The sequence below is a fragment of the Streptomyces sp. NPDC044106 genome (assembly GCF_056433985.1).
In genome coordinates this window covers 236,158-259,505 of the sequence record NZ_JBWKFZ010000008.1, presented here as the reverse complement: position 1 = coordinate 259,505, position 23,348 = coordinate 236,158, and the positions used below count along the sequence as shown (strand labels likewise).

General features: G+C 72.4%; 23 protein-coding genes and 1 pseudogene. 13 read left to right on the top strand and 11 right to left on the bottom strand.

Annotated elements, in window-relative coordinates; all coding sequences use genetic code 11:
* Window positions 1-14: 14 nt before the first annotated feature.
* The gene (locus AC07DI_RS16625) at window positions 15-686 is read right to left on the bottom strand and encodes a response regulator (RefSeq protein ID WP_478905000.1); all 672 of its coding nucleotides are present in this window, start codon (window positions 684-686) and stop codon (window positions 15-17) included.
* Window positions 683-1,972, bottom strand: coding sequence for a sensor histidine kinase (locus tag AC07DI_RS16620; RefSeq protein ID WP_478904999.1), 1,290 nt, complete (start codon window positions 1,970-1,972; stop codon window positions 683-685). The genes AC07DI_RS16625 and AC07DI_RS16620 overlap by 4 nt, the downstream gene beginning before the upstream one ends.
* Before the next feature lie 157 nt (window positions 1,973-2,129).
* Between AC07DI_RS16620 and AC07DI_RS16615 the strand changes: the two genes are divergently transcribed.
* Window positions 2,130-2,336, top strand: coding sequence for a hypothetical protein (locus tag AC07DI_RS16615; RefSeq protein ID WP_478904998.1), 207 nt, complete (start codon window positions 2,130-2,132; stop codon window positions 2,334-2,336).
* Between the two features lie 25 nt (window positions 2,337-2,361).
* On the opposite strand, the gene AC07DI_RS16610 is transcribed toward AC07DI_RS16615, so the two are convergent.
* Window positions 2,362-2,793: a ribonuclease gene (locus AC07DI_RS16610; RefSeq protein ID WP_478904997.1), complete on the bottom strand. Its 432-nt coding sequence runs from the start codon at window positions 2,791-2,793 to the stop codon at window positions 2,362-2,364.
* Between the two features lie 152 nt (window positions 2,794-2,945).
* Window positions 2,946-3,599, bottom strand: a complete 654-nt coding sequence (locus AC07DI_RS16605; RefSeq protein WP_478904996.1) for a dihydrofolate reductase family protein — start codon at window positions 3,597-3,599, stop codon at window positions 2,946-2,948.
* A 260-nt stretch (window positions 3,600-3,859) separates the two neighbouring features.
* Between AC07DI_RS16605 and AC07DI_RS16600 the strand changes: the two genes are divergently transcribed.
* Window positions 3,860-4,600, top strand: a complete 741-nt coding sequence (locus tag AC07DI_RS16600) for a 3-oxoacyl-ACP reductase family protein (RefSeq protein WP_478904995.1) — start codon at window positions 3,860-3,862, stop codon at window positions 4,598-4,600.
* 86 nt (window positions 4,601-4,686) lie between these two features.
* Here the strand turns inward: AC07DI_RS16600 and alc are convergent, their stop codons facing one another.
* Together alc and allB are read right to left on the bottom strand one after the other, a co-directional pair.
* On the bottom strand, window positions 4,687-5,802 hold the full coding sequence (gene alc, locus AC07DI_RS16595; protein WP_478904994.1) for an allantoicase: 1,116 nt from the start codon (window positions 5,800-5,802) through the stop codon (window positions 4,687-4,689).
* A 5-nt stretch (window positions 5,803-5,807) separates the two neighbouring features.
* Window positions 5,808-7,181, bottom strand: a complete 1,374-nt coding sequence (gene allB, locus AC07DI_RS16590; protein ID WP_478904993.1) for an allantoinase AllB — start codon at window positions 7,179-7,181, stop codon at window positions 5,808-5,810.
* Window positions 7,182-7,540: 359 nt separating this feature from the next.
* Here allB and AC07DI_RS16585 point away from each other — a divergent pair, with 359 nt between their 5' ends.
* Window positions 7,541-8,356, top strand: coding sequence for an IclR family transcriptional regulator (locus AC07DI_RS16585; RefSeq protein WP_384248225.1), 816 nt, complete (start codon window positions 7,541-7,543; stop codon window positions 8,354-8,356).
* Between the two features lie 137 nt (window positions 8,357-8,493).
* On the opposite strand, the gene AC07DI_RS16580 is transcribed toward AC07DI_RS16585, so the two are convergent.
* Window positions 8,494-9,243 (bottom strand): ABC transporter ATP-binding protein, encoded by a 750-nt coding sequence (locus AC07DI_RS16580; RefSeq protein ID WP_478904992.1) that lies wholly within the window; start codon window positions 9,241-9,243, stop codon window positions 8,494-8,496.
* A complete protein-coding gene (locus AC07DI_RS16575) occupies window positions 9,240-10,328 on the bottom strand; it encodes an ABC transporter permease (protein ID WP_478904991.1) in 1,089 nt (362 codons plus the stop codon). Before AC07DI_RS16575 ends, AC07DI_RS16580 begins: the two co-directional genes overlap by 4 nt.
* A 320-nt stretch (window positions 10,329-10,648) precedes the next feature.
* Between AC07DI_RS16575 and AC07DI_RS16570 the strand changes: the two genes are divergently transcribed.
* Both AC07DI_RS16570 and AC07DI_RS16565 read left to right on the top strand, forming a co-directional pair.
* Window positions 10,649-11,902, top strand: coding sequence for a sensor histidine kinase (locus tag AC07DI_RS16570; protein ID WP_478904990.1), 1,254 nt, complete (start codon window positions 10,649-10,651; stop codon window positions 11,900-11,902).
* Window positions 11,899-12,558 (top strand): response regulator, encoded by a 660-nt coding sequence (locus tag AC07DI_RS16565; protein ID WP_384248231.1) that lies wholly within the window; start codon window positions 11,899-11,901, stop codon window positions 12,556-12,558. Before AC07DI_RS16570 ends, AC07DI_RS16565 begins: the two co-directional genes overlap by 4 nt.
* A gap of 44 nt (window positions 12,559-12,602) precedes the next feature.
* Here AC07DI_RS16565 and AC07DI_RS16560 read toward each other — a convergent pair whose 3' ends face one another.
* Complete coding sequence (locus AC07DI_RS16560) at window positions 12,603-13,124, bottom strand: universal stress protein (RefSeq protein ID WP_478904989.1); 522 nt, start codon at window positions 13,122-13,124, stop codon at window positions 12,603-12,605.
* Window positions 13,125-13,226: 102 nt separating this feature from the next.
* Between AC07DI_RS16560 and yczR the strand changes: the two genes are divergently transcribed.
* The 3 genes from yczR (at window position 13,227) to aceB (ending at window position 17,577) form a co-directional block, all read left to right on the top strand.
* On the top strand, window positions 13,227-14,723 hold the full coding sequence (gene yczR / locus AC07DI_RS16555; RefSeq protein ID WP_478904988.1) for a MocR-like transcription factor YczR: 1,497 nt from the start codon (window positions 13,227-13,229) through the stop codon (window positions 14,721-14,723).
* 319 nt (window positions 14,724-15,042) lie between these two features.
* Window positions 15,043-15,732 carry a nucleotidyltransferase family protein gene (locus AC07DI_RS16550; protein WP_478904987.1) on the top strand — a complete coding sequence of 230 codons (690 nt, stop codon included), beginning with the start codon at window positions 15,043-15,045 and terminating at the stop codon, window positions 15,730-15,732.
* 225 nt (window positions 15,733-15,957) lie between these two features.
* Window positions 15,958-17,577 carry a malate synthase A gene (gene aceB / locus AC07DI_RS16545; protein WP_384248238.1) on the top strand — a complete coding sequence of 540 codons (1,620 nt, stop codon included), beginning with the start codon at window positions 15,958-15,960 and terminating at the stop codon, window positions 17,575-17,577.
* Between the two features lie 128 nt (window positions 17,578-17,705).
* On the opposite strand, the gene AC07DI_RS16540 is transcribed toward aceB, so the two are convergent.
* Window positions 17,706-18,608: a HipA family kinase gene (locus tag AC07DI_RS16540; protein WP_478905100.1), complete on the bottom strand. Its 903-nt coding sequence runs from the start codon at window positions 18,606-18,608 to the stop codon at window positions 17,706-17,708.
* A gap of 151 nt (window positions 18,609-18,759) precedes the next feature.
* Here AC07DI_RS16540 and AC07DI_RS16535 point away from each other — a divergent pair, with 151 nt between their 5' ends.
* Window positions 18,760-19,443, top strand: coding sequence for a hypothetical protein (locus AC07DI_RS16535; protein ID WP_478904986.1), 684 nt, complete (start codon window positions 18,760-18,762; stop codon window positions 19,441-19,443).
* A gap of 185 nt (window positions 19,444-19,628) precedes the next feature.
* The gene (locus tag AC07DI_RS16530) at window positions 19,629-20,312 is read left to right on the top strand and encodes a hypothetical protein (protein ID WP_478904985.1); all 684 of its coding nucleotides are present in this window, start codon (window positions 19,629-19,631) and stop codon (window positions 20,310-20,312) included.
* Between the two features lie 29 nt (window positions 20,313-20,341).
* Here the strand turns inward: AC07DI_RS16530 and AC07DI_RS16525 are convergent, their stop codons facing one another.
* Window positions 20,342-21,142, bottom strand: a complete 801-nt coding sequence (locus tag AC07DI_RS16525) for a bestrophin-like domain (protein ID WP_478904984.1) — start codon at window positions 21,140-21,142, stop codon at window positions 20,342-20,344.
* A gap of 417 nt (window positions 21,143-21,559) precedes the next feature.
* Here AC07DI_RS16525 and AC07DI_RS16520 point away from each other — a divergent pair, with 417 nt between their 5' ends.
* The 3 genes and pseudogenes from AC07DI_RS16520 to AC07DI_RS16510 all read left to right on the top strand — a co-directional run.
* On the top strand, window positions 21,560-22,357 hold the full coding sequence (locus tag AC07DI_RS16520) for an ANTAR domain-containing protein (RefSeq protein ID WP_478904983.1): 798 nt from the start codon (window positions 21,560-21,562) through the stop codon (window positions 22,355-22,357).
* Window positions 22,358-22,501: 144 nt separating this feature from the next.
* Complete coding sequence (locus tag AC07DI_RS16515) at window positions 22,502-22,807, top strand: hypothetical protein (protein WP_478904982.1); 306 nt, start codon at window positions 22,502-22,504, stop codon at window positions 22,805-22,807.
* Window positions 22,808-22,810: 3 nt separating this feature from the next.
* Window positions 22,811-23,023: pseudogene (locus tag AC07DI_RS16510) on the top strand (DUF6230 family protein); the annotation flags it as partial.
* Window positions 23,024-23,348 lie beyond the last annotated feature (325 nt).

Sequence of the window (23,348 nt, the reverse complement as noted above, 5' to 3'; positions counted from 1 at the left end):
ACCCCCAGCACCTCTCAGCCGTCCAGGTCCAGGAGGCCCGCATCGTGCACGAGCAGGGCGATCTGCACGCGGTTGTTCAGGTCCAGTTTCGTCAGGATCCGGGACACGTGTGCCTTGACCGTGGCGATGCTCAGGTACAGCTGGGCCGCGATCTCCGCGTTGGACCCGCCGCGCCCGATCGCGACGGCCACCTCGCGCTCCCGCTCCCCCAGCGTCTCCAGTCGCTCCAGCGCCCGCCGCCTGCGGTCGAGTCGCGGGTCGACGCCGGTCACGCGCGTGATCAGCTGCTGGGTCACCGTCGGTGAGAGCACCGGATCACCCGCGGCCACCGCGCGTACCGCGGCGACGATCTCGGCCGGCGCGGTGTCCTTGAGGACGAACCCCGCCGCACCCGCGCGCAGGGCACGCAGCACCTGCTCGTCGGCGTGGAAGGTGGTCAGGACGATGACCTCCGGGGCGCCTGGACGCCTGCGCAGGGCCTCCGTGGCGGCGAGGCCGTCCATCGTGGGCATGCGGATGTCCATCAGGACGACGTCGGGGCGGACTTCGCCGACCAGCGGGGCGACCTCGGTGCCGTCGCCCGCCTCGCCCACGATCTCGATGTCGTCCGCGCCGCCGAGCATGAAGGAGAGCCCGGCGCGCACCAGCGGATCGTCGTCGACGAGCAGCAGCCTGATCGGTTTCATGGCGCCCACGGTAGCCAGGCCTCCAGGTCGAATCCGCCGTCGGGCCCCGGCGCGTGGGCGAGCCGGCCGCCCGCGAGCGCGGCCCGCTCGGCGAGCCCGATCAGCCCCTGCCCGGAGCCGGGCACCTCGGGTACGGGGCCGGGCGGCGCCGGGTTGCGCACGGACAGGGTCAGGCCTGTGCCGGGCGCGCCCGCGACGGCCACGGTCACCTCGGCGCCGGGGGCGTGCTTGCGGGCGTTGGTCAGGCCCTCCTGCGCGATGCGGTAGGCGGTGCGGCCGAGGGCGGCGGGTACGGCGGCGGGGTCGGGGACGCGGTTGTCGATGACGACCTTCATGCCTGCCTCGCGGGATTCGGCGACCAGGGTGTCCAGGGCGGCGAGTGTGGGCTGCGGGCGGCCGGAGGCGTCGGCGTCCCCTCCGCGCAGGACGCCGATCACCTGGCGCAGGTCCTGCAAGGCCTCGTGGGCGCTCTCCCGGATGACGCCGGCCGCCCTGGCGATCTCCGGTCGGGGTGCGTCGGGGCGGAATTCGAGGGCTCCCGCGTGCACGCTGAGCAGGGTGAGGCGGTGTGCGAGGACGTCGTGCATCTCGCGGGCGATGTCCTCGCGGGCGAGCCGCTGGGCCTGTTCGGCGCGGAGCGCGGCCTCGTTCTCGGCGCGGACGGCGCGGTCGCGCAGGCTGAGCAGGAGCTCGCGGCGGGAGCGTACGAACATGCCCCAGCCGATGACCGCCGCGGTCGCGAGGACGCCGAACCCGATGGCGACCGCGTAGGGCATCTCCCTGTCGGGCCGCAGCCGGTACATGACCGGGACCGCCGCGATCGACGCCCCGCCGACCCACGCGACGTACCGGAACGGCCGGTGCACGGCGAGGGTGAAGAGGGCCACCGCCGCGGCGCCGCCCGCCGTGTCGGAGACCGCCGAGACCGGCACCATCGCGATGGCGAGACCGAGCGGCCACCGTCTGCGGAGCCAGACCGCGGCGCAGGCGACCGCGCCGGTCACCTGGTCGAAGTCGGCCGCGCCCTGGGAGACGTGCGGGTTCGCGCTGATCGCGTCGGCGCCGATCATCCCGATGAGGACGGCGACGAAGAAGCAGCCGAAGTCGACGAGCCAGTCGCGCGCGGTCCGCCGGGCCCTGCTCCCCGCGCGGCTCGGGTCGAGCTCCCGGGCGATGGCGGAGGGCAGCGTCCAGGGCCGCTTGACCAGGCCTTCGGGTCCGCGCCCTGGCTCGGCCCTCGGCTCGGGCTCGCGCGCGGGCCCACCCGTGGGATCAGTACGGCTCATGGTCGACAAACTACGCACCGGTGACGGTCGCGGCGGCGCCTCGCGCATGATCATCTACCAAAGTCGAGCAGGTCGCCGACTTTCGGACCGTCCACGAGGAGAGTCCTCGCCCCGCGGCGGATGTCCGCGGGGAAGGTGCGGGGCGAGGATCTGCGCCATGAAGCAGGTACTGGAGATTCTCGGTGTGGTGCTGCTGTTGCAGGGCGCGGGCGGCCTGGTCCACAGGTTCACCGGTGAGCTGCACGGATGGGGCCTTGTGCAGCGCCTCGGATTCCTCGACGGTTACGAGACCTACGTGAGCGTGGCGCTCACCGTGCTGGCCTGCGCGCTCTTCGCCGCCGCGCGGAGCCGACGGGTGGAGTGAGCCCGCGCCCTTCGGCAGCCGTGGTTCAGCAGCCGCGGTCGACCAGGGCGAACGACGCGTAGTGGTCGGCGGTGTAGTAGTCCTCCTGGCTCTTGTCACCGGTGACGATGCGGCGGGCGCCGCGGTCGCCCGAGCCCGGCGTGACGACCGTGTACTCGTGGTAGTAACCGGAGCTCTGCTTCGGCAGCACGCCCTCGCGGTTCTGGAAGACCGTGCCGTCCTGCGGGTACGGGTAGGGGCCGCCCGCCTTGATCAGGTCGAGGGTGTCGTGCGCCTGGGAGGGCAGCGCGGAGTAGCAGACCTTGCCGACCGCCGTGACGGAATGCGTGACGGTGACGGAGTGCGCGGCCGGGGCTACGGGCGCGGCGTTCGCGGTGGCCGCGACGGGGCCGCCGAGGAGGAGGGCGGCGGCGAGCGTGGCCGCGCCGAGGATGCGGTTTCGTGGGGGGATTCGCATGGGTCCAGTGTGACGCGCGTAGAGGTTGGCGTGTCAACGTCAAGTCTGTGAAGTTTTCCGGGAGTTAACCGGGCGCCGCCGAGCGGCCACGCGATGGACCGCTCGCCGTCTCCCTCGGCTCCTTCACCCCCGGCTGACCAGGAACTGCCCTCCTAGTAACTGCCGTACTCCGGCCGCCCCTCGCGCTCGTACGTGCTGATGACCACGCCCTTGGACGTCGTACGCGACCGCGTGTGCCGGAAGGCGGTGGGCGGGGCGCCCTCGGTGAACAGGCGCTTGCCCGTGCCGAGGACGACGGGGAACGTCAGCAGGTGCAGGGTGTCGATCAGGCCGTGCGCCATCAGGGACCGGGCGAGGCCGCCGCTGCCGTGCATCTGCAGCTCGCGCCCCGGCTGCTCCTTGAGTGCGGTGACGTCCTTGACGAGGTCGTCGCGGCCGATGATCCGCGTGCCCTGCCAGTCGGCGGCGGTCAGGGTGGTGCTCGCCACGTACTTCGGCAGGGAGTTGAGCCGCGAGGCGATCGGGTCGGCGGGGTCCGTCATTTTCGGCCAGTACCCGGCGAAGATCTCGTAGGTCCCCTTGCCGAGCAGGAAGGCGTCGACCCGGTCGAAGACCTCGGTCATGAAGGCGCCGAAGTCCTCGTCGCCGTAGGGCACCGACCAGCCGCCGTGCTCGAAGCCGTTGCTGCGGTCCTCGTCGGGGCCGCCAGGCGCCTGGAAGACGCCGTCGAGGGTGAGGAACTGCGTGAGGGTGAGCTTCATGGTGAACGCCTTCTCTCCGGTGGGCGGTTCGTGTGTGCGGTTCATGCGGGCGGTTCTTGCGCACGGTTCTTGCGGGCGGTTCTTGCGAGCGGTTCGTGTGCGCGGTTCGTTCGGCTCTCACCCACTAAGACCCCGGGGCCGCCCGGAAGTCATCGCTCACCGCCCGGCCGCCGAGATCCGCGTCCGATTGCCGCCAGCCCACGCCGCCCCGGACGACTTTTATTGAACCCGCAAGCACTTCTCGCCCGGAGCGGTGCGGAACCACCGGTGCACTTCACCGGTACATCTGCGGAAGAGGTATGGACATGTCTTCTCTCAACGGCAAGACCGCCCTGGTCACCGGCGGCAGCCGCGGCATGGGCGCGGCGATCGCGCTGCGGCTGGCCGAGGAGGGCGCGGACGTCGCGATCACGTACGTCCACAGCGAGGACGCGGCCCGCGAGGTCGTGGCGAAGATCGAGTCAATGGGGCGGCGCGGTTTCGCGCTCAGGGCGGACGCGGCGGACGCCGGGGATGCGGCGGGAGCGGTGGACCGGGCGGCCGACGACCTGGGCGGCCTGGACATCCTGGTGAACAACGCGGGCATCGGCGTCCTCGGCCCCGTCGGCGATCTGACGCTCGCCGACCTCGACCGCGTCCTCGCCGTCAACGTCCGCGGCGTCTTCCTGGCCTCGCAGACGGCGGCGGGACGGCTGCGGGACGGCGGCCGGATCATCACCATCGGCAGCTGCATGGCCCAGCGGGTGCCGGGGCCGGGCGGCACGCTCTACGCCACCAGCAAGGCCGCGCTGATCGGGCTCAACAAGGCGCTCGCCCGGGAACTGGGCGGGCGCCGGATCACGGCGAACCTCGTCCAGCCGGGCCCGATCGACACCGACATGAACCCGGCGGACGGCCCCTTCGCCGACGGCCAGAGCGCCATGACCGCGCTCGGCCGCTTCGGGACGGCCGGCGAGGTGGCGTCCATGGTCGGCTACCTCGCCGGGGACGAGGCCGCGTACGTCACCGGCACCGAGCTGTCGGTGGACGGCGGTCACGCGGCCTGAACCGGCCGGTCCCGGCGCGGGCCGGACATGGGTGCGGGGCGCACCGGGGCTGTCCACCCGGTGCGCCCCACGTTCATGGGGGCGAGTCAGCCGCCCAGCTCCTGGTGGCGGGCGGCCAGCTTGGCCGCGCCGTCCTCCGTCAGCGAACCGAACAGGCGCAGGCGGGAGATGCCGCCGTCGGGGAAGATGTCGACGCGCACGTGCGTGCCGACCACCGGCGCGTCGAGGACGAAGCGGTGGTTGGTGTCGGGCTGCAGTCGGGTGCGCGGCAGCGCCTCGGCCCACTCCCCCGACTCCCCGTCACGTACCGAAAGGGACGCCCAGCCCGCCGAGTTGCCCTTGAGGTAGGCGGTGTCGATCTCCACGGCGCGGATCTCGGACTGCTGGACGAGCCGGTAGCGGATCCAGTCGTTGCCGTTGTCGCGGCGCCTGCGGGTCTCCCAGCCGTCGTCCATCTTGCGGGAGCGGCCCGGCTGGATGGTGTTGGTGGCCGGGGAGTAGAAGCGGTCGGAGGCGTCCTCGACCTGGCCGCCGTTCTCCAGCGCGACGACGTCGAACGTGCCGAGCGCGGCGAGCCACTTGGGGTCGGCGACGACCTCGCCGTGGACCCGGAGGCGGGCGATGCCGCCGTCCGGGTGCTGGTTGACACGCAGGTGCGTGAAGCGCTGCTCGACGTCGACGGCGAAGCCGTTGGCGGCGTGGCCGCCGACCGGCGTGCGCGGGACGAGGGTCGTCCACTTCACGTCGTCGCCGCAGAGCTGCTCGGGCGTCGGCGAACCTTCGACGCTGGTGCCCTCGACGGAGACGGCCTGCGGGTAGTTGCCGCGGAAGTGGGCGGTGTCGATGACGATGCCGCGCACGACGCCCGGGGCGCCGAGCCGGACGAGCGCCCAGTCGTGGTCGTCCGCGGTGGGCCACGGGTGCTCGCCCGACACGCCGCGCCGACGGCGGGTCTCCCAGCCGTCCATGACCTTGCCCTTGTGGCCGAAGTGCTCGGGGTCGAAGACGGCAGGGTGCGCGAGCAGCAGGTTCTCGCGCATCGCGAAGAACTCGTCGTTGGCGGCGATCACACCGGCGCCGAGCTGCCGGTCGGCGAGGTTGGCGTACTGAGTGAAGGGGAAGTCGGCCGTGCGGTAGTCGGCGTAGGGCTCGCCGCCGCCGTAGGGGCTGGCGTCGCCGGTGAAGTGGGGTATCGCCGTCACAGTACTCAGTTGTTCCTTTCCAGAAGTCGGCCTGCGGGTTCACTGAACTCGCCGCCGTGCAGGATGCGTTCGCCGCGCAGCCAGGTGGACTTCACGACGCCGCTGAGGGTCTTGCCCGCGTACGCCGTGACCCGGTTCCTGTGCTGCAGCTCCGCGGGGTCCACGGTGAAGGTCTCGTCGGGCGCGAGTACCGCGAAGTCGGCGTCGCGGCCGGCCTCGATGGCGCCCTTGTGGTCGAGTCCGACCAGTTGTGCGGTACGGGTGGACATCCACCGCACCACGTCATCGAGGGAGTGACCGCGCTTGCGGGCCTCGGTCCAGACGGCGGGCAGGCTCAGCTGGAGCCCGGAGATGCCGCCCCAGGCGGTCGCGAAGTCGTCGGTCTTCAGGTCGGCGGTGGACGGGGAGTGGTCCGTGACGACGCAGTCGATGGTGCCGTCGGCCAGCGCCTCCCACAGCAGGTCCTGGTTGGCGCCCTCCCGGATGGGCGGGCAGCACTTGAACTCGCTCGCCCCGTCCGGGACTTCCTCGGCGGTCAGGGTGAGGTAGTGGGGGCAGGTCTCCACCGTGAGCTCGACGCCCTCACGCTTGGCCGCGGCGATGAGCGGCAGGGCGTCGGAGGAGGACAGGTGCAGTACGTGGACCCGCGCGCCGATCCGCTTGGCGACGGCGACGAGGCCTTCGATCGCGGTGTCCTCGGAGATACGGGGCCGGGTCCGGAGGTAGTCCGCGTACTTGGGGCCGGTCTTGTGCGGGGCCGCGTCCAGCTCGTGCGGGTCCTCGGCGTGCACGATGAGGAGTCCGCCGAACCCGGCGATCTCGGCCATGGAGGCGGCGAGCTGGTCCTGGTTCAGCTCGGGGAACTCCTCGACGCCCGAGGGCGAGAGGAAGCACTTGAAACCGTAGACACCGACGTCGTGCAGCGGCTTGAGGTCCTGCACGTTGTCGGGGAGGGCGCCGCCCCAGAAGCCCACGTCGATGTGGGCCTTGCTGCGGGCCACCTCCTGCTTGGTGCGCAGGTTGGCGACGGTCGTGGTGGGCGGCAGCGAGTTGAGGGGCATGTCGATGAGGGTGGTGATGCCACCGGCCGCGGCGGCGCGGGTGGCGGTCCAGAAGCCCTCCCACTCGGTGCGGCCCGGGTCGTTCACGTGGACGTGCGTGTCGACCAGGCCCGGCAGCAGGGCGTCGTCGCCGAGATCCGCCAGGCGTGCGCCGTCCGGCACCTCGGCGTCGTACGCGGCCACGGCCACGATCTTCCCGCCTGATACGGCGACCGATGCGGCCCGCGTTCCCTCCGGGGTGACCACGCGGGTCGAGCGGAGCACCAGTTCCACCTTCGCGCCCGCCGTCGCGTCCACGTCCACGTCCTGTCCGGACACCCGCGTCCCCTTTCTTCTGTTCCGCTGCACAGACCTTTTGCTTCCGCTTAACGGAATTCAACGTTCTGTTGAAGGAGTTTTCACGCTGGGGAGCACGGCGTCAAGGGTGGGCTCGGCACCTCGTCGCGGCGCACCCCGCATTCCGGTGCGCACTGGACGTTTCCACAACGTGGAATTAGAATTCCGCTTACCAGAACGTAGCTACGCACAACACGAGCACCCAAGGGGCCGGGGACAACCCCGCGGAGACGCGGACAAAGACCCCCTGACCGGCGACAACGGCAGGGCCGGCAAGAGCCCTCGTGATGAACCGACCGGTAGGCTGCATCCTTGCCCGCCAGCACCGAAAGGAACGCGCCGTGCCGACGTCAAGCGCCAGCGACGCCCCTGCTGAGATCGCCGCAGCCAAAGCCCCCGCCGCCAGCGGTGGTGTCCAGTCCCTCGAGCGCGCCTTCGATCTGCTCGAGCGGATGGCGGACGCGGGGGGCGAGGTCGGCCTCAGCGAACTCTCCGCCAGCAGCGGCCTGCCGCTTCCCACGATCCACCGCCTCATGCGCACGCTGGTCGCCTGCGGATACGTACGCCAGCAGGCCAACCGCCGCTACTCCCTCGGCCCGCGCCTGATCCGCCTCGGCGAATCCGCGTCGCGGCTGCTCGGCACGTGGGCGCGGCCCTATCTCGCGCGCCTCGTCGAGGAGACCGGCGAGACGGCGAACATGGCGCTGCTCGACGGCGACGAGATCGTGTACGTCGCGCAGGTGCCGTCCAAGCACTCCATGCGGATGTTCACCGAGGTCGGCCGGCGGGTCCTGCCGCACTCCACGGGGGTCGGCAAGGCGCTGCTCGCGTACACGGAGCCGGAGGAGGTGCGGGCGCTGCTCGCCCGCACCGGGATGCCCGCCGCCACGGAGAAGACGATCACCACGCCTGAGGGTTTCCTCGCGGCGCTCGACGAGGTCCGCCGCTCGGGGTACGCGGTGGACGACAACGAGCAGGAGATCGGCGTACGGTGCCTGGCCGTGCCGGTGCCGAACTCCCCCACCGCGGCGGCGATCTCCATCTCCGGCCCCGCGGGCCGGGTGACCGAGACCGCGACGGACCGGATCGTGCCGGTGCTGCAGCAGGTGGCGGTGGAGTTGTCGGCGGCGTTGGCGAGCGCGGGGGCGGCCTCCTGAGCCTTTGACCTGGGCGGTCGGTGCGGGGTGGATGGGCCGCCGCTGCGCGGCGGACGCTTCCCACCCACCCCGCCCGTTTTGCCCCGTGATGGAGGGCTGGGTAAGGCATCGGCCGTCGGACGGTCCCGCCGGTCAGGTCACCTCGGGACGTGAGCGGTCGGGCCGTCCGGAGCCGTAGTCGTGGCCGTCGTCAGTCGGCCGTCCCTCATTTCCGCCACCCGGTCCGCGCGCCCGAGCAGCGCCCGGTCGTGCGTGACCAGTAGCGTCGCCGTGCCTCGCTCCCGCGTGAGCCCGGCCAGCAGGTCCAGGACGGCCGCCCCGCGCTCGTGGTCAAGGGCGCTGGTCGGCTCGTCGACCAGCAGCACCGCCGGGCCGTTCATCAGCGCCCGCGCGATCCCCACCCGCTGCCGCTGCCCGCCCGACAGCTGGTGCGGGCGCCGTCCCGCCTCCGCCGAAAGGCCCACCTCGGCCAGCAACTCCCGCGCCCGCTCCCGCACTTGACCGCTCCGCGCGCCGCGTCGCCGTCCGTCCACATGGGCCATCAGCTCCAGCTGCTCCAGCGCCGTGAGCGACGCCAGCAGGTGCGGCTGCTGGAAGACGATCCCCAGGCGCCGCCGCCGCAGCTCCGTCCTCTCGGCCCGCCCGAGCCCCGCCGTGTCCACGCCGTCCACCACGACCCGCCCCCGGTCGGGCGTGACCAGCGTCGCCGCGACGGCCAGCAGGCTCGACTTGCCTGACCCGGAAGGCCCGACGACCGCCGTCATCGTCCCTCCCGGCACGTCGAGCCCCACTCCGTCCAGCGCGGTCAGCCGCCCGGCCCCGTCGGGATACGTCAGCGTGACGTCCTCGATCAGCAGGCCGGATGCGGACTCGTGCTTCGTCCTCATCGTGCACTTCCCAACGCGACCAGCGGATCGACAGCGGTGATCCGCCGTACGGACAGACCGGCCCCGACCACCCCGAGCGTGACCATCACTCCGGCGGGTCCCAGCACGGTCGACGACTCAAGGACGAACGGCACGTCACCGCCGGCGAGCGCCCCGCCCACGGCTGCCGCGATCCCGGTGCCGAGCGCCGTTCCGGCGACGAGCACGATCACGGCCTGCCCCAGCGCGTCCCGCAGCAGGTACCGGGTGGAGGCGCCGAGCGCCTTCAGCACAGCGATGTCCGCGCTCCGCTGGATCGTCCAGACGGTGAAGAACGCGCCTATCACCAGCGCGGAGATCACGAACAGGAACCCGCGCATCAACTGCAGCGACCCGTTCTCGGCCTGGTACGAGCCGATGGCCGGGAGCGCGCCCTCCAGCGACGTCGTCTCGGTCCCCGCCGCCGCGTCGCCCGCGGCCAGGTCGACCCCGTCGGCCGTCCGCAGCGCCACCACCGTCGCCTGCTCGCCCGACGCGGGCGTACCGCGGTGGCCGAGGCCCTGCCAGTCGCCGAGGGAGATCCAGACCACGGGCGTGTGGCTGTACGAGGCGTCGGACGCGACCCGCGCCACCCGCTCCTCGACCGCCCGGCCGCCGAGCCTGACGCGGTCCCCGACGCCGACCCCGAGGTCCGCGGCGGCCTTCCGCGAGAGCACGGCCCGCCCCGGGGCGACGCCGTCCGGGGCGATCCCGGCGTCGGGCCGAACCCCGAACGCGGAGACGGCGCCCGACCGGTCGCCCGATGTGGCGTCGAGGGTGCTGATGCCAATGGGCTGCGCGGAGGTGACACCCGGGCGGCCCGCCCAGGTCTCCCAGGCGTCCCGGTCCAGGGTCGAGCTCGTGAAGGAGACGGACCGGCCGTCCGGTGGCGCGGCGAACGCCAGATGGTCGGCGGGCAGCCCCGTGATGGCCGAGGTGTTCTCCCTGGCCAGCCCGGCGGTCAACCCGGACAGCAGGCCGACGAGCAGGGTGATCAGCACGACGACGGCTCCCATCAGGGCGAACCGCCCCTTGGCGAACCGCAGGTCTCTCCATGCGACGAACATGCCCCCACCCTGCGGCCACGCCGGGCGCCCTGGCATCGCGCCACAGCAGCGTTCACCCGAATCGAAGGGGGGCACCGAGCATCAACCTTTCGATTGACGAACGGGGGCGGGGACGGCCGTACGGTGGAGGGAGGACGGCATCCGGTCGCGGGGCGCGCCTCACCCGACGTACGCCGCGCGGCGCACCCCACACACCGGGCCCCGGCCGCCCCAGCCCCCCGGGGTGTACGACCCAGGCCCGGCCCGGTCCGCCAACGCGCCGGACCTGCCCCGCCCCCTTGACCGCCACCCCAGCCCCAGGACCCTCACCCCATCACCCCATGACGCCCACCCGAGCAAACGCCCCCGCCGCAGCCCCCGCCGAGGCCGGTCCCGCCGTCCTCACCCCCGTCTCCCTCACCCTCCGCCTCTGCCTGCACGCCCTCCTCGCGGGGCTGCTCGCGCTCGCCGCGGTCAAGGCGGTGGCCGGTGGCGCGGAGCATCCCGCCGCCGCCGTCGCGGCGGCGCTGCTCATGGCCGGTGTCTACGCCGCGGGTACGGTCGGTCCCGCCGTGACCCGCTCGGGGCGCGCGGCGGCCTGGTGGCTCGTGGCGCTCGGTGTGCGCTGGCTGGTGCTGCTCGTCCTCTCGCCGGACGGGCTGTGGGCCGCCTTCCCCCTCTACTTCCTGCAGTTGCACCTGCTGCCGAGGCGCTGGGCGCTGCCCGCGGTCCTGGTGACCGCGGTGGCCGCCATCGCGAGTTTCCTGGTGCACAGCGAGCGCGTCACACCGGGCAGCTTCATCGGGCCGCTGCTCGGCGCCGCCGTGGCCGTCGCCACCGTCCTCGGCTACCAGGCGGTGTACCGCGAGAGCGAACGGCGCCGCGAGCTCATCGACGAGCTGATGGCCACGCGCGCCGAACTCGCCGCCGCCGAGCGCACCGCGGGCACGCTGGCGGAGCGGGAGCGCCTGGCCCGGGAGATCCACGACACGCTCGCCCAGGGGCTGTCCTCGATCCAGCTCCTGCTGCGCGCGGCCCTGCGCGCCCTGCCGTCCGACGCCCCCGCCGCCCCGCACATCGAACGGGCGCGCGCGACCGCACAGGACAACCTCGCCGAGGCCCGCCGGTTCGTCCGCGCGCTCTCCCCGCCCGACCTGGCGCACGGCTCGCTCGCCGGGGCCCTGGAGCGGCTGAGCGCGGCGAGCCCCGGACCGCGTGTCCGGTTCTCGCTCAGCGGTACGCCGACGGAGCTTCCCACGCCGTACGAGGTGGCGCTCCTCCGCGTCGCGCAGTCCGCCCTCGCCAACACGGTGCGGCATGCCGGTGCGGCCCGCGCCGAGATCACGCTGACGTTCATGGACGCCTCGGTGACGCTGGACGTGGTCGACGACGGCCGCGGCTTCGACCCCGCGGCGGTGGAACGTACCGGCGACGGCTGCGCCACCGATGGCGACGGCGGCTTCGGGCTGCCCGCGATGCGTTCGCGCGCGCGGTCGCTCGGCGGTACGTTCACGGTCGAGTCCGGCCCGGGTCAGGGCACGGCGGTGGCCGTCTCGCTGCCGCTGCCCGCGTCGCCGAGGGAGGCCGCCGCATGACGTGGTCGCCCGGCACGACGGTCCGGCTGCTGCTCGCCGACGACCATCCCGTCGTACGCGCCGGGCTGCGCGCGGTCCTCGACGCGGAGCCCGACTTCGAGATCGTCGCGGAGGCGGCGACGGCGGAGGCCGCGGTGGAGCGGGCCGCGGCCGAGGGTCCCGGCCGCGTCGACGTCGTCCTGATGGACCTGCAGTTCGGCGCGGGGATGCACGGCGCCGCCGCGACCGCGGCGATCACCGCCCGCGCGGGCGCGCCGCGCGTCCTCGTCCTCACCACGTACGACACGGACGCGGACATCCTCGCGGCGGTGGAGGCGGGCGCCGCGGGGTACCTGCTCAAGGACGCGCCGCCCGAGGAACTGGCCGCGGCGGTCCGCACGGCGGCCTCCGGCCGTTCCGCGCTCGCCCCCTCGGTCGCGCACCGGCTCATGGACCGGATGCGGGCGCCCGCCCAGGCGCTGAGCCGCCGCGAGCTGGAGGTGCTGCGGCTGGTGAAGGACGGCCTGTCCAACCAGCAGATCAGCAGAGAACTGTTCCTCAGCCAGGCCACGGTGAAGTCCCACCTGGTGCACATCTACGCCAAGCTGGAGGTCGACTCCCGCACGGCGGCGGTCGCGGCGGCGACGACGCGGGGCCTGATCCGACGGCAACCCTGACGAGACTCGCGTCGAGGCTCGGGGCGAGGCTCGGGGCGAGGCCGTCAGTGTCCGACCAGGGCGAAGTCGTCCGCCGTCATCCTGCGCAGCGCCCGGCGCAGGCCCCGCGGCACGGGCGGTGCCGGGACCGTGAGGACGGCGCAGCGCGCACGGGACGTGACGTAGCGGTGCAGGCGGGTCATCCGGCGCCTGCCCTGCCTGGCCCCGACGACCAGCATGTCGTCCGGCCCCTTCGCCAGCTCGCACAGGATGCGACCCGGCCGGCCCCTGACGACCCTGCGCTCGACCCGCACGCCGTCCGGCGCGCCGCCGAAGACCTCGTCGAAGGCCCGGTCGATGCGGGCCCGCGCCTCGGCCTCCCAGTACCGTGCCCATCTCGCGTCGGGGTGGCGCACATACCGCGCTTCCCCCTCCGGCGGCTCCCAGGCGATCACGGCGACGAGCACGCGGTCGCTCCGCCGGGCCTCGTCGGCGCCCGCGCGCAGCGCCGCGAGGCTCGCGAGCGAACCCGTCACTCCCACGACGACGCGCCTCTCGTCCCGGTCCCCGCTCTCCGTCCGTGCCATCGCTCTGTTCCTCCCAGGCCAAACCAAGTCAACCGATGCCGTTCGGAAGGGAGTCTGTACGCTGATTGGCCTGGAGGGCAGGGCCAATCAGCGGGAGTTGGCATGGCAGACGCACGAGTGGTCCCCACCATGGACAGGAGGCTCGGCAGCCGCCTGCTCGCCGGGCTGCTGACCAGCGCCTGCGGCGAGCGCCCCGGCTACCGCGCGCTCGCCCACTGCGTCCGCACCCTCCTTCTCGACGGCCGCATCCCGCTGCACGCCCGGCTGCCCGCCGAGCGTGAACTGGCCTCGGCGCTGACCGTCAGCCGGGCCACCGTCACGGCGGCGTACGACGTGCTGCGCGAGGGCGGCTACGCACACAGCCGCCGCGGCGCCGGTACCTGGACCGAGCTGCCGCACGGGCGACGGCCGTCCAACGTCGTGGCGTTCATGGCGGACGACGACGTGCTGGATCTCGCGATCGCCGCGCCCGGCGCGCCTGCCGCCGAGCTCACGGCGGCGCTGGCCGCGGCGGGTGCGATGCTGGCCGAGCACGCGCCGACGCCGGGCTACCACCCTTACGGGATACCGGAGTTGCGGGCCGCCGTCGCCGAGCGCTTCACCCGGCGCGGGCTGCCCACGGTGCCGGACCAGATCCTGATCACCACCGGCGCCCAGCACGCGCTGTCCCTCACCCTCTCCCTGCTGAGCAGGCCCGGCGACCGCGTCCTCGTCGAGAACCCCTCGTACCCGAACGCCCTCGACGCGATCCGCGGCGCGGGGCTGCGCGCGGTGCCGGTGCCGGTCACCGAGGACGGCTGGGACAGCGGTCTCGTCGAGTCGTCGCTGCGGCAGGCGGCGCCCCGCATCGCCTACCTCGTACCGGACTTCCAGAACCCGACGGGCCGTCTGATGCCGCGCGAGCAGCGGGTACGCATCATGGAGACGGCCCGCGCCACGGGCACCTGGCTGCTGATCGACGAGACCATCGCCGACATCGCGCTCGACGGGCCGCCGCCCGCCCCCTTCGCCTCGCTCGCACCGCACGGCGCGGGTGAACAGGTGGTCACCTTCGGGTCGTTGAGCAAGACGCACTGGGGCGGGCTGCGGATCGGGTGGGTGCGGGCCGGGTCGGGGCTGATCACCGAACTCGCCACGAAACGGGTGCCGGGCGACATGGCGACGCCCGTCATCGAGCAGCTGGTCGCGCTCCATCTGCTGCGCGGCATGGACGACGTGCTGCGCGAGCGGCTGCCCCGGCTGCGGGCCCAGCGGGACGCGCTCGCGGCGTCCCTCACCCGCCACCTCCCGGAGTGGCGCTGGCAGTTGCCGCCCGGCGGGCTCTCGCTCTGGGTGGACCTGGGCCGGCCGATCGCTTCGTCGCTGGCGCGGGCTGCGCTCGCACGGGGCGTACGGATCGAGGGCGGCTCACGGTTCGGTGCGGATCCGGGGACGCATGAGCACCGGTTGCGCGTTCCGTACACGCTGCCGCCGGAGCGTTGGGAGGAGGCGGTGCTCCGCCTGTCGACGACGTTGGCCTGCGGCTTGCGGGGTGGTGCGGATGGCTTGCGGGGTGATGTGGATGGTGGGGGTGATGGGCACCGGCATTGGGTGGCGTGACTCGCCGGGGAGGGCTGGTGCGCCTGTTGTTCGTCTGTGGGGCGGGGCCGCGGGGGTATGTGCGTACTCGCTATCCCTGCGTCGCGCTGCACGGACAATGGGGCTACAGGATGCTCGGTGCTCCGTTCGCACATACCCCCACGTCCCCTCGGGAGCGCGTGCGACCGCGCCCCGGTGGGGGTTGCTCCTAGTCCCGCTGTACGTCGCAGGGTGAACGGGTGGGTGGGATACATCCGCCGCGAAGCGGCGGCCCTGTCCGGCGGGGGCCGACCCACCCACCGCGAACCGCGGCAGCGCCGGCTAGGTGTATCCAGGAGGCATGACGACAGAAGAGACGAACGCACGGGCCGACGAGGCGGGGGACGAGGCGAGGGAGATCATCGGCCTGCTGCTCGCCGCAGGCGGCGGGCGGCGCCTCGGCGGACACCCGAAGGCCCTCCTGGAGCACCGGGGCCGCCCCCTGGTGGAGCACGCCGTACGCGTACTGCGCGACGCCGGCTGCACGCGAGTGCACGTGGTCCTCGGCGCGTCCGCCGACACCGTACGCGCACGGGCCTCGCTCCCCGGCTGCGTACTGATCGACAACCCGGAGTGGGAGGAGGGCATGGGCTCCTCCCTGCGGGCGGGCCTCGCTTCGCTGCGAGGCACCGGCACGAGCGCCGCCCTCGTCTCGCTCGTCGACCAGCCGGGCATCGGCGCGGAGGCCACCGCCCGCGTACGCGCCGCGTACCGCTCGCCCGGGACGCTCGCGGCGGCGGCGTACGACGGGAAGCGGGGGCACCCGGTCCTGTTCGGCTCCGGGCACTGGGCCGGGATCGGGGCGAGTGCGGTCGGCGACCGGGGGGCACGCGACTACTTGCGTGAGCACGCGGGCGAGATCGCGCTCATCGAGTGCGGGGACGTGGCCGAGGCGTACGACATCGACACGGCCGACGATCTGAGCCGCCTGGAGCCGGGACCGGGAACCGCGGCCTCCGGAGCCTCCGGCGTCACGGCCCACGTGGAGTGACCGGCGTGGCACTCAGCGACACGTTCTGTCGACAAGAAGAATCTCGACATCAACAAACCATTGAACTTCCACCATGAGGAAACTAGTATCCACTGACCAGAAGGCCCGTTATCTCGGACGGGGCCCACAGCCGCACCTCGGCTCCTGTGGCACCCAGTGCCACCGCGTCTGCCCGGCGGCTCGGCCGGCACCGTCCGTGCAGCTCTCTGAAGGAAGTGACAGCTCATGTCCGCACTAGCGCCGTCGCCGCTGGCCATCGTCGACGCAGAGCCCCTGCCCCGGCAGGAAGAGGTGCTCACCGACGCGGCCCTCGCCTTTGTGGCCGAGCTGCACCGGCTGTTCACGCCCCGGCGTGACGAGCTCCTCGCCCGGCGCGCCGAGCGCCGTGCCGAGATCGCCCGCACCTCCACCCTGGACTTCCTCCCGGAGACCGCCGCGGTCCGCGAGGACGACTCCTGGAAGGTCGCCCCGGCCCCGGCCGCGCTGAACGACCGCCGCGTGGAGATCACGGGTCCGACCGACCGCAAGATGACCATCAACGCCCTCAACTCGGGCGCCAGGGTCTGGCTCGCCGACTTCGAGGACGCCTCCGCTCCCACCTGGGAGAACGTCATCCTCGGCCAGCTCAACCTCATCAACGCCTACCGGCGCGAGATCGACTTCACCGACGAGCGCACCGGCAAGTCGTACGCCCTCAAGGACGCCGACGAGCTCGCCACGGTCGTCATGCGGCCGCGCGGCTGGCACCTGGAGGAGCGCCACCTGCAGGTCGACGGCGCGCCGGTCCCCGGTGCCCTCGTCGACTTCGGGCTCTACTTCTTCCACAACGCCAAGCGGCTCATCGAGCTCGGCAAGGGCCCGTACTTCTACCTTCCGAAGACGGAGTCGTACCTGGAGGCACGCCTCTGGAACGACATCTTCGTCTTCGCCCAGGACTACGTCGGCATCCCGCAGGGCACGGTCCGCGCGACCGTCCTGATCGAGACGATCACCGCCGCGTACCAGATGGAGGAGATCCTCTACGAGCTCCGCGACCACGCGTCTGGCCTGAACGCCGGCCGCTGGGACTACCTCTTCTCCATCGTCAAGAACTTCCGTGACGGCGGCTCGAAGTTCGTCCTGCCGGACCGCAACCTGGTCACGATGACGGCCCCCTTCATGCGGGCGTACACCGAGCTGCTCGTGCGCACCTGCCACAAGCGCGGTGCCCACGCCATCGGCGGCATGGCCGCGTTCATCCCGTCCCGCAAGGACGCCGAGGTGAACAAGGTCGCCTTCGAGAAGGTCAAGAACGACAAGGACCGCGAGGCGAACGACGGCTTCGACGGCTCCTGGGTGGCGCACCCGGACCTCGTCCCGATCGCCATGAAGTCCTTCGACGCGGTGCTCGGCGACAAGCCGAACCAGAAGGACCGCCTGCGCGAGGACGTGCGGGTCGCGCCCGGCGATCTGATCGCCATCGACTCGCTCGACGCCAAGCCCACCTTCGACGGCCTGGTCAACGCCGTCCAGGTCGGCATCCGTTACATCGAGGCCTGGCTGCGCGGCCTCGGCGCCGTCGCCATCTTCAACCTCATGGAGGACGCGGCCACCGCCGAGATCTCGCGTTCGCAGATCTGGCAGTGGATCAACGCGGGCGTCGTCTTCGAGGACGGCAGGACCGCCACAGCCGACCTCGCCCGCGAGGTGGCGGCGCGGGAGCTCGACGCCATCCGCGCCGAGATCGGCGACGAGGCCTTCGCGGCCGGCAAGTGGCAGCAGGCCCACGACCTCCTCCTCCAGGTCTCCCTGGACGCGGACTACGCGGACTTCCTGACCCTCCCGGCGTACGAGCAGCTGCGCTGAGCGTGCACCAACGACTGAGCCCCCGGCACCGCACAGCGCCGGGGGTTCAGTCATGCCCGCCTCAGCGGGGGGCGCCACGCCCCGTAGGGGCGCGGGGAACCGCGCGCTCAGCCACGGACAGCCCGCGGCTAACCGAGATGCGAGGACCAATCCTGTTCAGCCGCAGGCTTCCCGTGCAGATCGGGCACCCGCTTCAGCCAGGCCGGACGAGCCTTCTCGGTTGCCGCGGCGCGCCGCGCGTCCGCCGCGGCAAGCTCCCCCCGGCTGGGAAAGTCCCTGGGCAGCCAGGCCGCCGAGGCGCGCGCACGGGCCAGCAGGAAGGCGACGTACGCCTCCCGCACCTGTGCGGGGGAGGAGAAGCCCGGCTCGTCCGCCAGCCACGCCTCCGGCACGAGGCCGACGATCTCGCGCAGCACGGCCTCGGTGACCAGGGGCGCCAGTTCCGCGTCGGCGGCGGCCGTGTCGGGCCCGTACCCCCCGAGAGCGTGGTGGCGGAAGTCGTACGCCTTGTCCGGCGCGGAGGCGCCCCAGCGGTGGTGGAAGACCAGGGCCGCCCCGTGGTCGATGAGCCACAGCTTCGGCGGCAGGACTCCGAAGGTGGGCCAGATCATCAGGTTCGAGCTGTGCACCGTGCGGTCGACGTTGGCCGTGAGGGCGTCGAGCCAGACGACCTTGCCGGCCTCCAGGGGGTCGACGTCGATGGCTTCCGGGGTGAAGTCCTTCGCGCCCGGCAGCAGGTCCATGCCGAGGTTGAGGCCCGCGCTGGCGTGCAGCAGGTCCTGGACCTCCTGGTGCGGTTCGTCGGCGGCGACCGCCGGATCGAAGTGCACCAGGACCAGTTCGGGGAAGCGCAGCCCGAGGTGGCGCGCCAGCTCACCGACGATGACCTCGGCGACCAGCGCCTTGCGGCCCTGGGCGGAGCCGGTGAACTTGACGACGTACGTACCGAGATCGTCGGCCTCGACGACGCCGGGCACGGAGCCGCCCGTGTGCAACGGCTCGACGTAACGGGTCGCAGTGACCTCTGTCAGCGCTTTCACAGGCCGCCCATTCACTCGACTCGGCAATCCATCGACAGCGCCGCGTCCCCTGCTTTCCACCTCTGCCATGAAGTGAGCATAGTAACGGGAGTGATCTACGGGCCCCGTCGGTTCATGATCACGCACTGGATAGGCTCTGCGCATGTCACGCGTACGCCTCGCCCTTGCCGCCTCGCTCGTCGGGATGACCGCCCTCACCGCCTGCTCCTCCAGCGGCGAGGAGTCCAACTCCGCCTCCGGCGCCCAGGGCGCCAAGGAGCAGGTCTCCTCCCCCGCTCCGAAGCCGATCACGAAGGACCTCTCGCAGGCGGACCTCACCAAAGCGGTGCTGGGCGACGGCGAGACACTTCCCGGATACACCGTGCACGGCACCAAGGACGTGACCGAGGGGGCCTATTGCAACCGCTCCGATGACGACTCCGTCCCGAAGGGGTGGGCCCGGGGCAGCGATGCCTCGTACGAATACAACGGTTCCACGCTCAACATGGCGGATGTTCACATCTGCCTCTTCGACACGGCCAAGGACGCGCACAACGCGTACGTGGCGTGGAAGGGCACCGAGAAGAACAAGGAGCAGCCCGCGAAGCCGCCGGTGGGCGACGAAAGCACGCTCGTGATCGACCCCGGCGCCGGCGAGGACAACATCGACGGCTACAGCCGCTCGGGCAAGGTCAACATCCGCGTGCAGATCGACGGCAACACCGGCGGTGATCCATCGGGTGCGCAGGCCATGCTCAGCGCCACGCTGAAGCGTCTTCAGCAACTCCAGGCCGGAAAGCCCGCCACGGTCACGGCCTCGGAGGAACGAGCCGCCGCCGAGAAGTAGCCGGAGCGCGGCCGGGCGCTGCCCTGCCCCGCGGTGAGGATCTCCCCGCTCGGTGAAGTGGCGGTGGAACGTGCTCCGTGTCAGCCCGGCGCACGTACGACGACCGGCCGCCCTTCCCCTTCGTCCCGGCTGCGACGTGGCGGCCAGCGCTAAGTTGATCGCCACGGGATGAGTTGAGGACGGGCATGGAGAACTGGGACTTTCACGAGTGGCAGGCTGCGCTCAGCGCCCTTGAGAGCCGGGGAGCGGCGCTGGTGGGTCTGGCCGCCGCCGAACGGATCTCCGGCTGCCTTGGCGATGAGCGCTTCCAACGGCACGGCGGTTCGGGATCCGCGATGGTCACGGATCTGCTCCGGAAGTGCTGGGCCAACGCCAACGCCTCCCAGGAACAGGAATCGCCCCCGGCTGAACTCCGTGAGCGCGCCGGTCAATTGGCCGACTGGGCCGACGAGTACGCGCATCTGTCGCTGACCGAACTCTTCCACTCGGATGAGGCCCCGCCGGAGGATGCTGCTGCGGCAACCGCCGACCTGAGCACCTTTATGGAGGAGGCGGTGCCCGAAGGCGCGGTGATGATGCATCTCGACGCCCTGACAGCAGTGTCGGAAGCCGCTACCGCCTGTACGGGTGGGCCCTGGGACGGCGCCCTTCGCTGCCTGCAGACAGTCGCGATGGCCGCACGGCAGGGCGACCCCCGGCTGCCGGGGCCGGGCGTCGAGCTGCGACGCCAGCTCGAAGACCTTCAGCTCGTCAAGACCTCGGACAGCGAGGAGCGGGGACGAGTGGCGGCCGAGCTACGGGCTCGCGCCAAGGCGGATGCCCGTGGCTGGAAGCAGGCCACCGAGCAGCTCGCCCTCCTGCACGACTGATCGAAGACACTCCGCCGCCCGCCCGTGCGTCAGGTGGTGCGGCGGTTGCCTTCGGCGTCGCAGGGCAGGTCGCCGAGCTGGCGATGGGCGTCGAAGTCACGGGTGGCCTGGCGTTCGATCTCCGACATGGCAGTGGGCTTCACGTTGATGATGCCGCCGAAGGGCCGGTCGACGTCACGGATGATGCACAAGGTGGCAGTGAGGAGCGCGGTGATGACAGCGAGGGTGATGATCTGTCCGCGGTTGTTGCGGCGGGGGATGCAGGTCCCGAGGGCCATGACGGTGATGACCAAGGTGGCGAGCAGGAACCAGAGGATCGGGCCGGGGATGCTCGCGGTCGCTTGGGTCAGGCGCTCCTCGCGCTCCTCCGAGCGCTTGTTGTCGGCGCCCACCAGCATGCCGATGACGGGCTTGCCCTCCACCTCTCGGAAGACGCGGCGCAAGTCGGTGGACCAGACGCTGGGCGCAGCCGAGCCCTTGCCGTCGGCCATGGCCGGCCACTCCTGTGCGCGTACCGCACGGGCGTAGCAGACGGCGTCGGCCTGCGTCTTGGCCTTCTGCTCTTCGGGCGCGTACTCGGCGGCCTCGACGAGCTGGTCGAGGGCCCGGGCCTCGCCGCGCGAGGCGACCTCGGCCTTGCCGTACGACCCGTTGGCGGTGACGAGGACGAACGCGAGCAGTAGCACGGTCAGCGTCAGCAGCGGACCGACCAGGTCTTTGACCGCCATGCCCGAGTCGTCGTCCTCGCTGACGAGGCGGGGCCGCAGCCAGCGGTTGGTGGCGAGGCCGGCGAGCAGGGCCAGCACGGCGACGACGATGACGAGGACCACGGACGGTCACCTCCGGGGTGGGACACGAGGGGGAGGCCCTGGCGGGCAGGCCCCGGGGTCCTGTCCCGTGCCGTGCACCGCCCGGAACAGCGGAAACGTCTCCTCACCTCCGGACGAGCGACTCATCTTGCGCCGGGCGGCCCTGCCTTGACGCGCGGGACGGGCAGGTTCATGCGGTGCCGTTCGGACGCACTCGGTCAGTGCCGCACGCCGTGATGCTCCTGTGGGAACTGGGACCGAATACACCCCTTGGGGCATACGGAAGGCACATCGGGCTGTCTCTGTGGGGGGAAGACGTGTTTCGCCTTGTAACCAGGCGTACGTTGGGCGCATCAGCCTCGGTGCGGGTGGTGTCACACCCAGACCCCGTAGCGTGCTTCCGGCCCCGGTCGCTGATCCACCCGACCGGAGGCCGCCATGTCCGTCCCTCCACTGCCCACGTCAGGCCCGTCGCGCGAGATGCGGGTGTCCGCCGCGCTGATCGACCTCGCCGACACCCTCGTCGCGGATTTCGACCCCGCCGGCTTCCTCTACCGCGTCACCGAGCACTGCATGGACCTGCTGGACATCGGCGACGCGGGCGTGATGCTCGCCGCCCACGACGGGCCGCTGCGCCTGGTGGCCGCCTCCTCCGAACGCGTCCGCCTCGTGGAACTCTTCGAACTCGACGCCAGCGAAGGCCCCTGCTTCACCGCCTTCCACGAGGCCGCGGCGATCGACCACACCCACCTCGCCGGCCCCACCCCGCGCTGGCCTCGCTTCAGCGCCCACGCCCACCGCACCGGCTACCACGGCGTGCACGCCACCCCGATCCGGCTGCGCGACGAGACCCTCGGCGTCCTGAACCTCTTCCGCCGTACCCCCGGCCCCCTTCCCCCGGCCGACCGGCACCTGTCCCGGGCCCTGGCCGACGCCACCGCCATCTCCCTGCTCCAGCAGACCACCCTGGAGCAGCACCGCACCATCCACGCCCAGCTCCAGCAGGCCCTGGACACCCGCACCGTCATCGAGCAGGCCAAAGGGTTCCTGACCGCCCGTCACCCCACCGACCCCGACACCGCCTTCCAGCGTCTGCGCGCCCACGCACGCCACCACCATCTGCGCCTCGCCGACCTCGCCCGGGACATCGTCGACGGCACCACCGCCCTGCCGCCGCCCGGCGACCCCGACGCCGTCCCCGTACGAGGCGTCCGGCCCCGGCCCGGGCCGCGGTAGCGCCACCCGTTCGGCGCCGCGCGTCGGGCACACCCCCCGGATGGAGCAGAACCGTCGGCCATGCAGGACGGTTGGCAGGGCTGGACCGTTGGCAGGGCTGGACTGTCGGCAGGGCCGGGAATCCGGACTCGGGAGGGAACGCCGTTGCGGAACGCAGATGCCCCTGGCCGGGCAGGAGGCAGAACGTCGTGCCGCGCCGCCGCGGGCAGGACGAACTGGCGCCGGTTCGGCGTCGCGGCGGCCTGCGCGCCGGCCCTGGGCGTCGGCACGGTCACGACCACGACGGCCGCGTCCGTCCCGCTGTCCTTCGCTGTCGCCTCCAGCCCCTTCTCCGTGACCGCCCGGCGGCTCGAGGCGGCGGGAGCCGTGCAGTTCGCCTCCTTCCGCGAGGACGCATCCGGTGAGCGGCACGCGGTCGCCGCTGTGGGGCTGCGCGAGGCCGAGCTGTAGGGCCTGTGCCAGTCCGCGGTGGCGCACACGCCGTTGGGGGCGGTGACCCTGCAGATCCGGTCGGCCGGGCAGAAGCCGGTGCGGGCCTCACGGATGGCCCTCGACCTGTCCTCCCTCAAGGGGGGCATGACGTTCGGCTCGGTGGAGATGGGCCGCGACGCGGCCACCCTGCGGGGCGGCGGCATCACGGGGGCGCGCGGATCGTACGGACAGCAGGCGCGCTGGGTGACCAGGCCGGGGCCCGCCCCCGAACCGGCCGTCCCCCATGGGCAGGTGGCCGCCGACCGCGAGTGCGACCGGGAGGCGCTGCCCACGCGGGACGTTGTACGCGGGCACCGTATGCGGGCCGCGCTGACGGTGCGCGCATGCCTGACCGTGGCCTCCTCCGCTGCGCGGGCGGGGGCCGACGGCGGTGACCTGCGCGCGGATGCCCTCACGGTGCAGGGGCTGTTCTGTCCCCCTGCCGCGGGCACCTGCCGGGCGACCTCGGTCGAGGCGCGGCGGCCGCGCGTCCACTACGGCAGCGCCCAAGGCGCCTCGT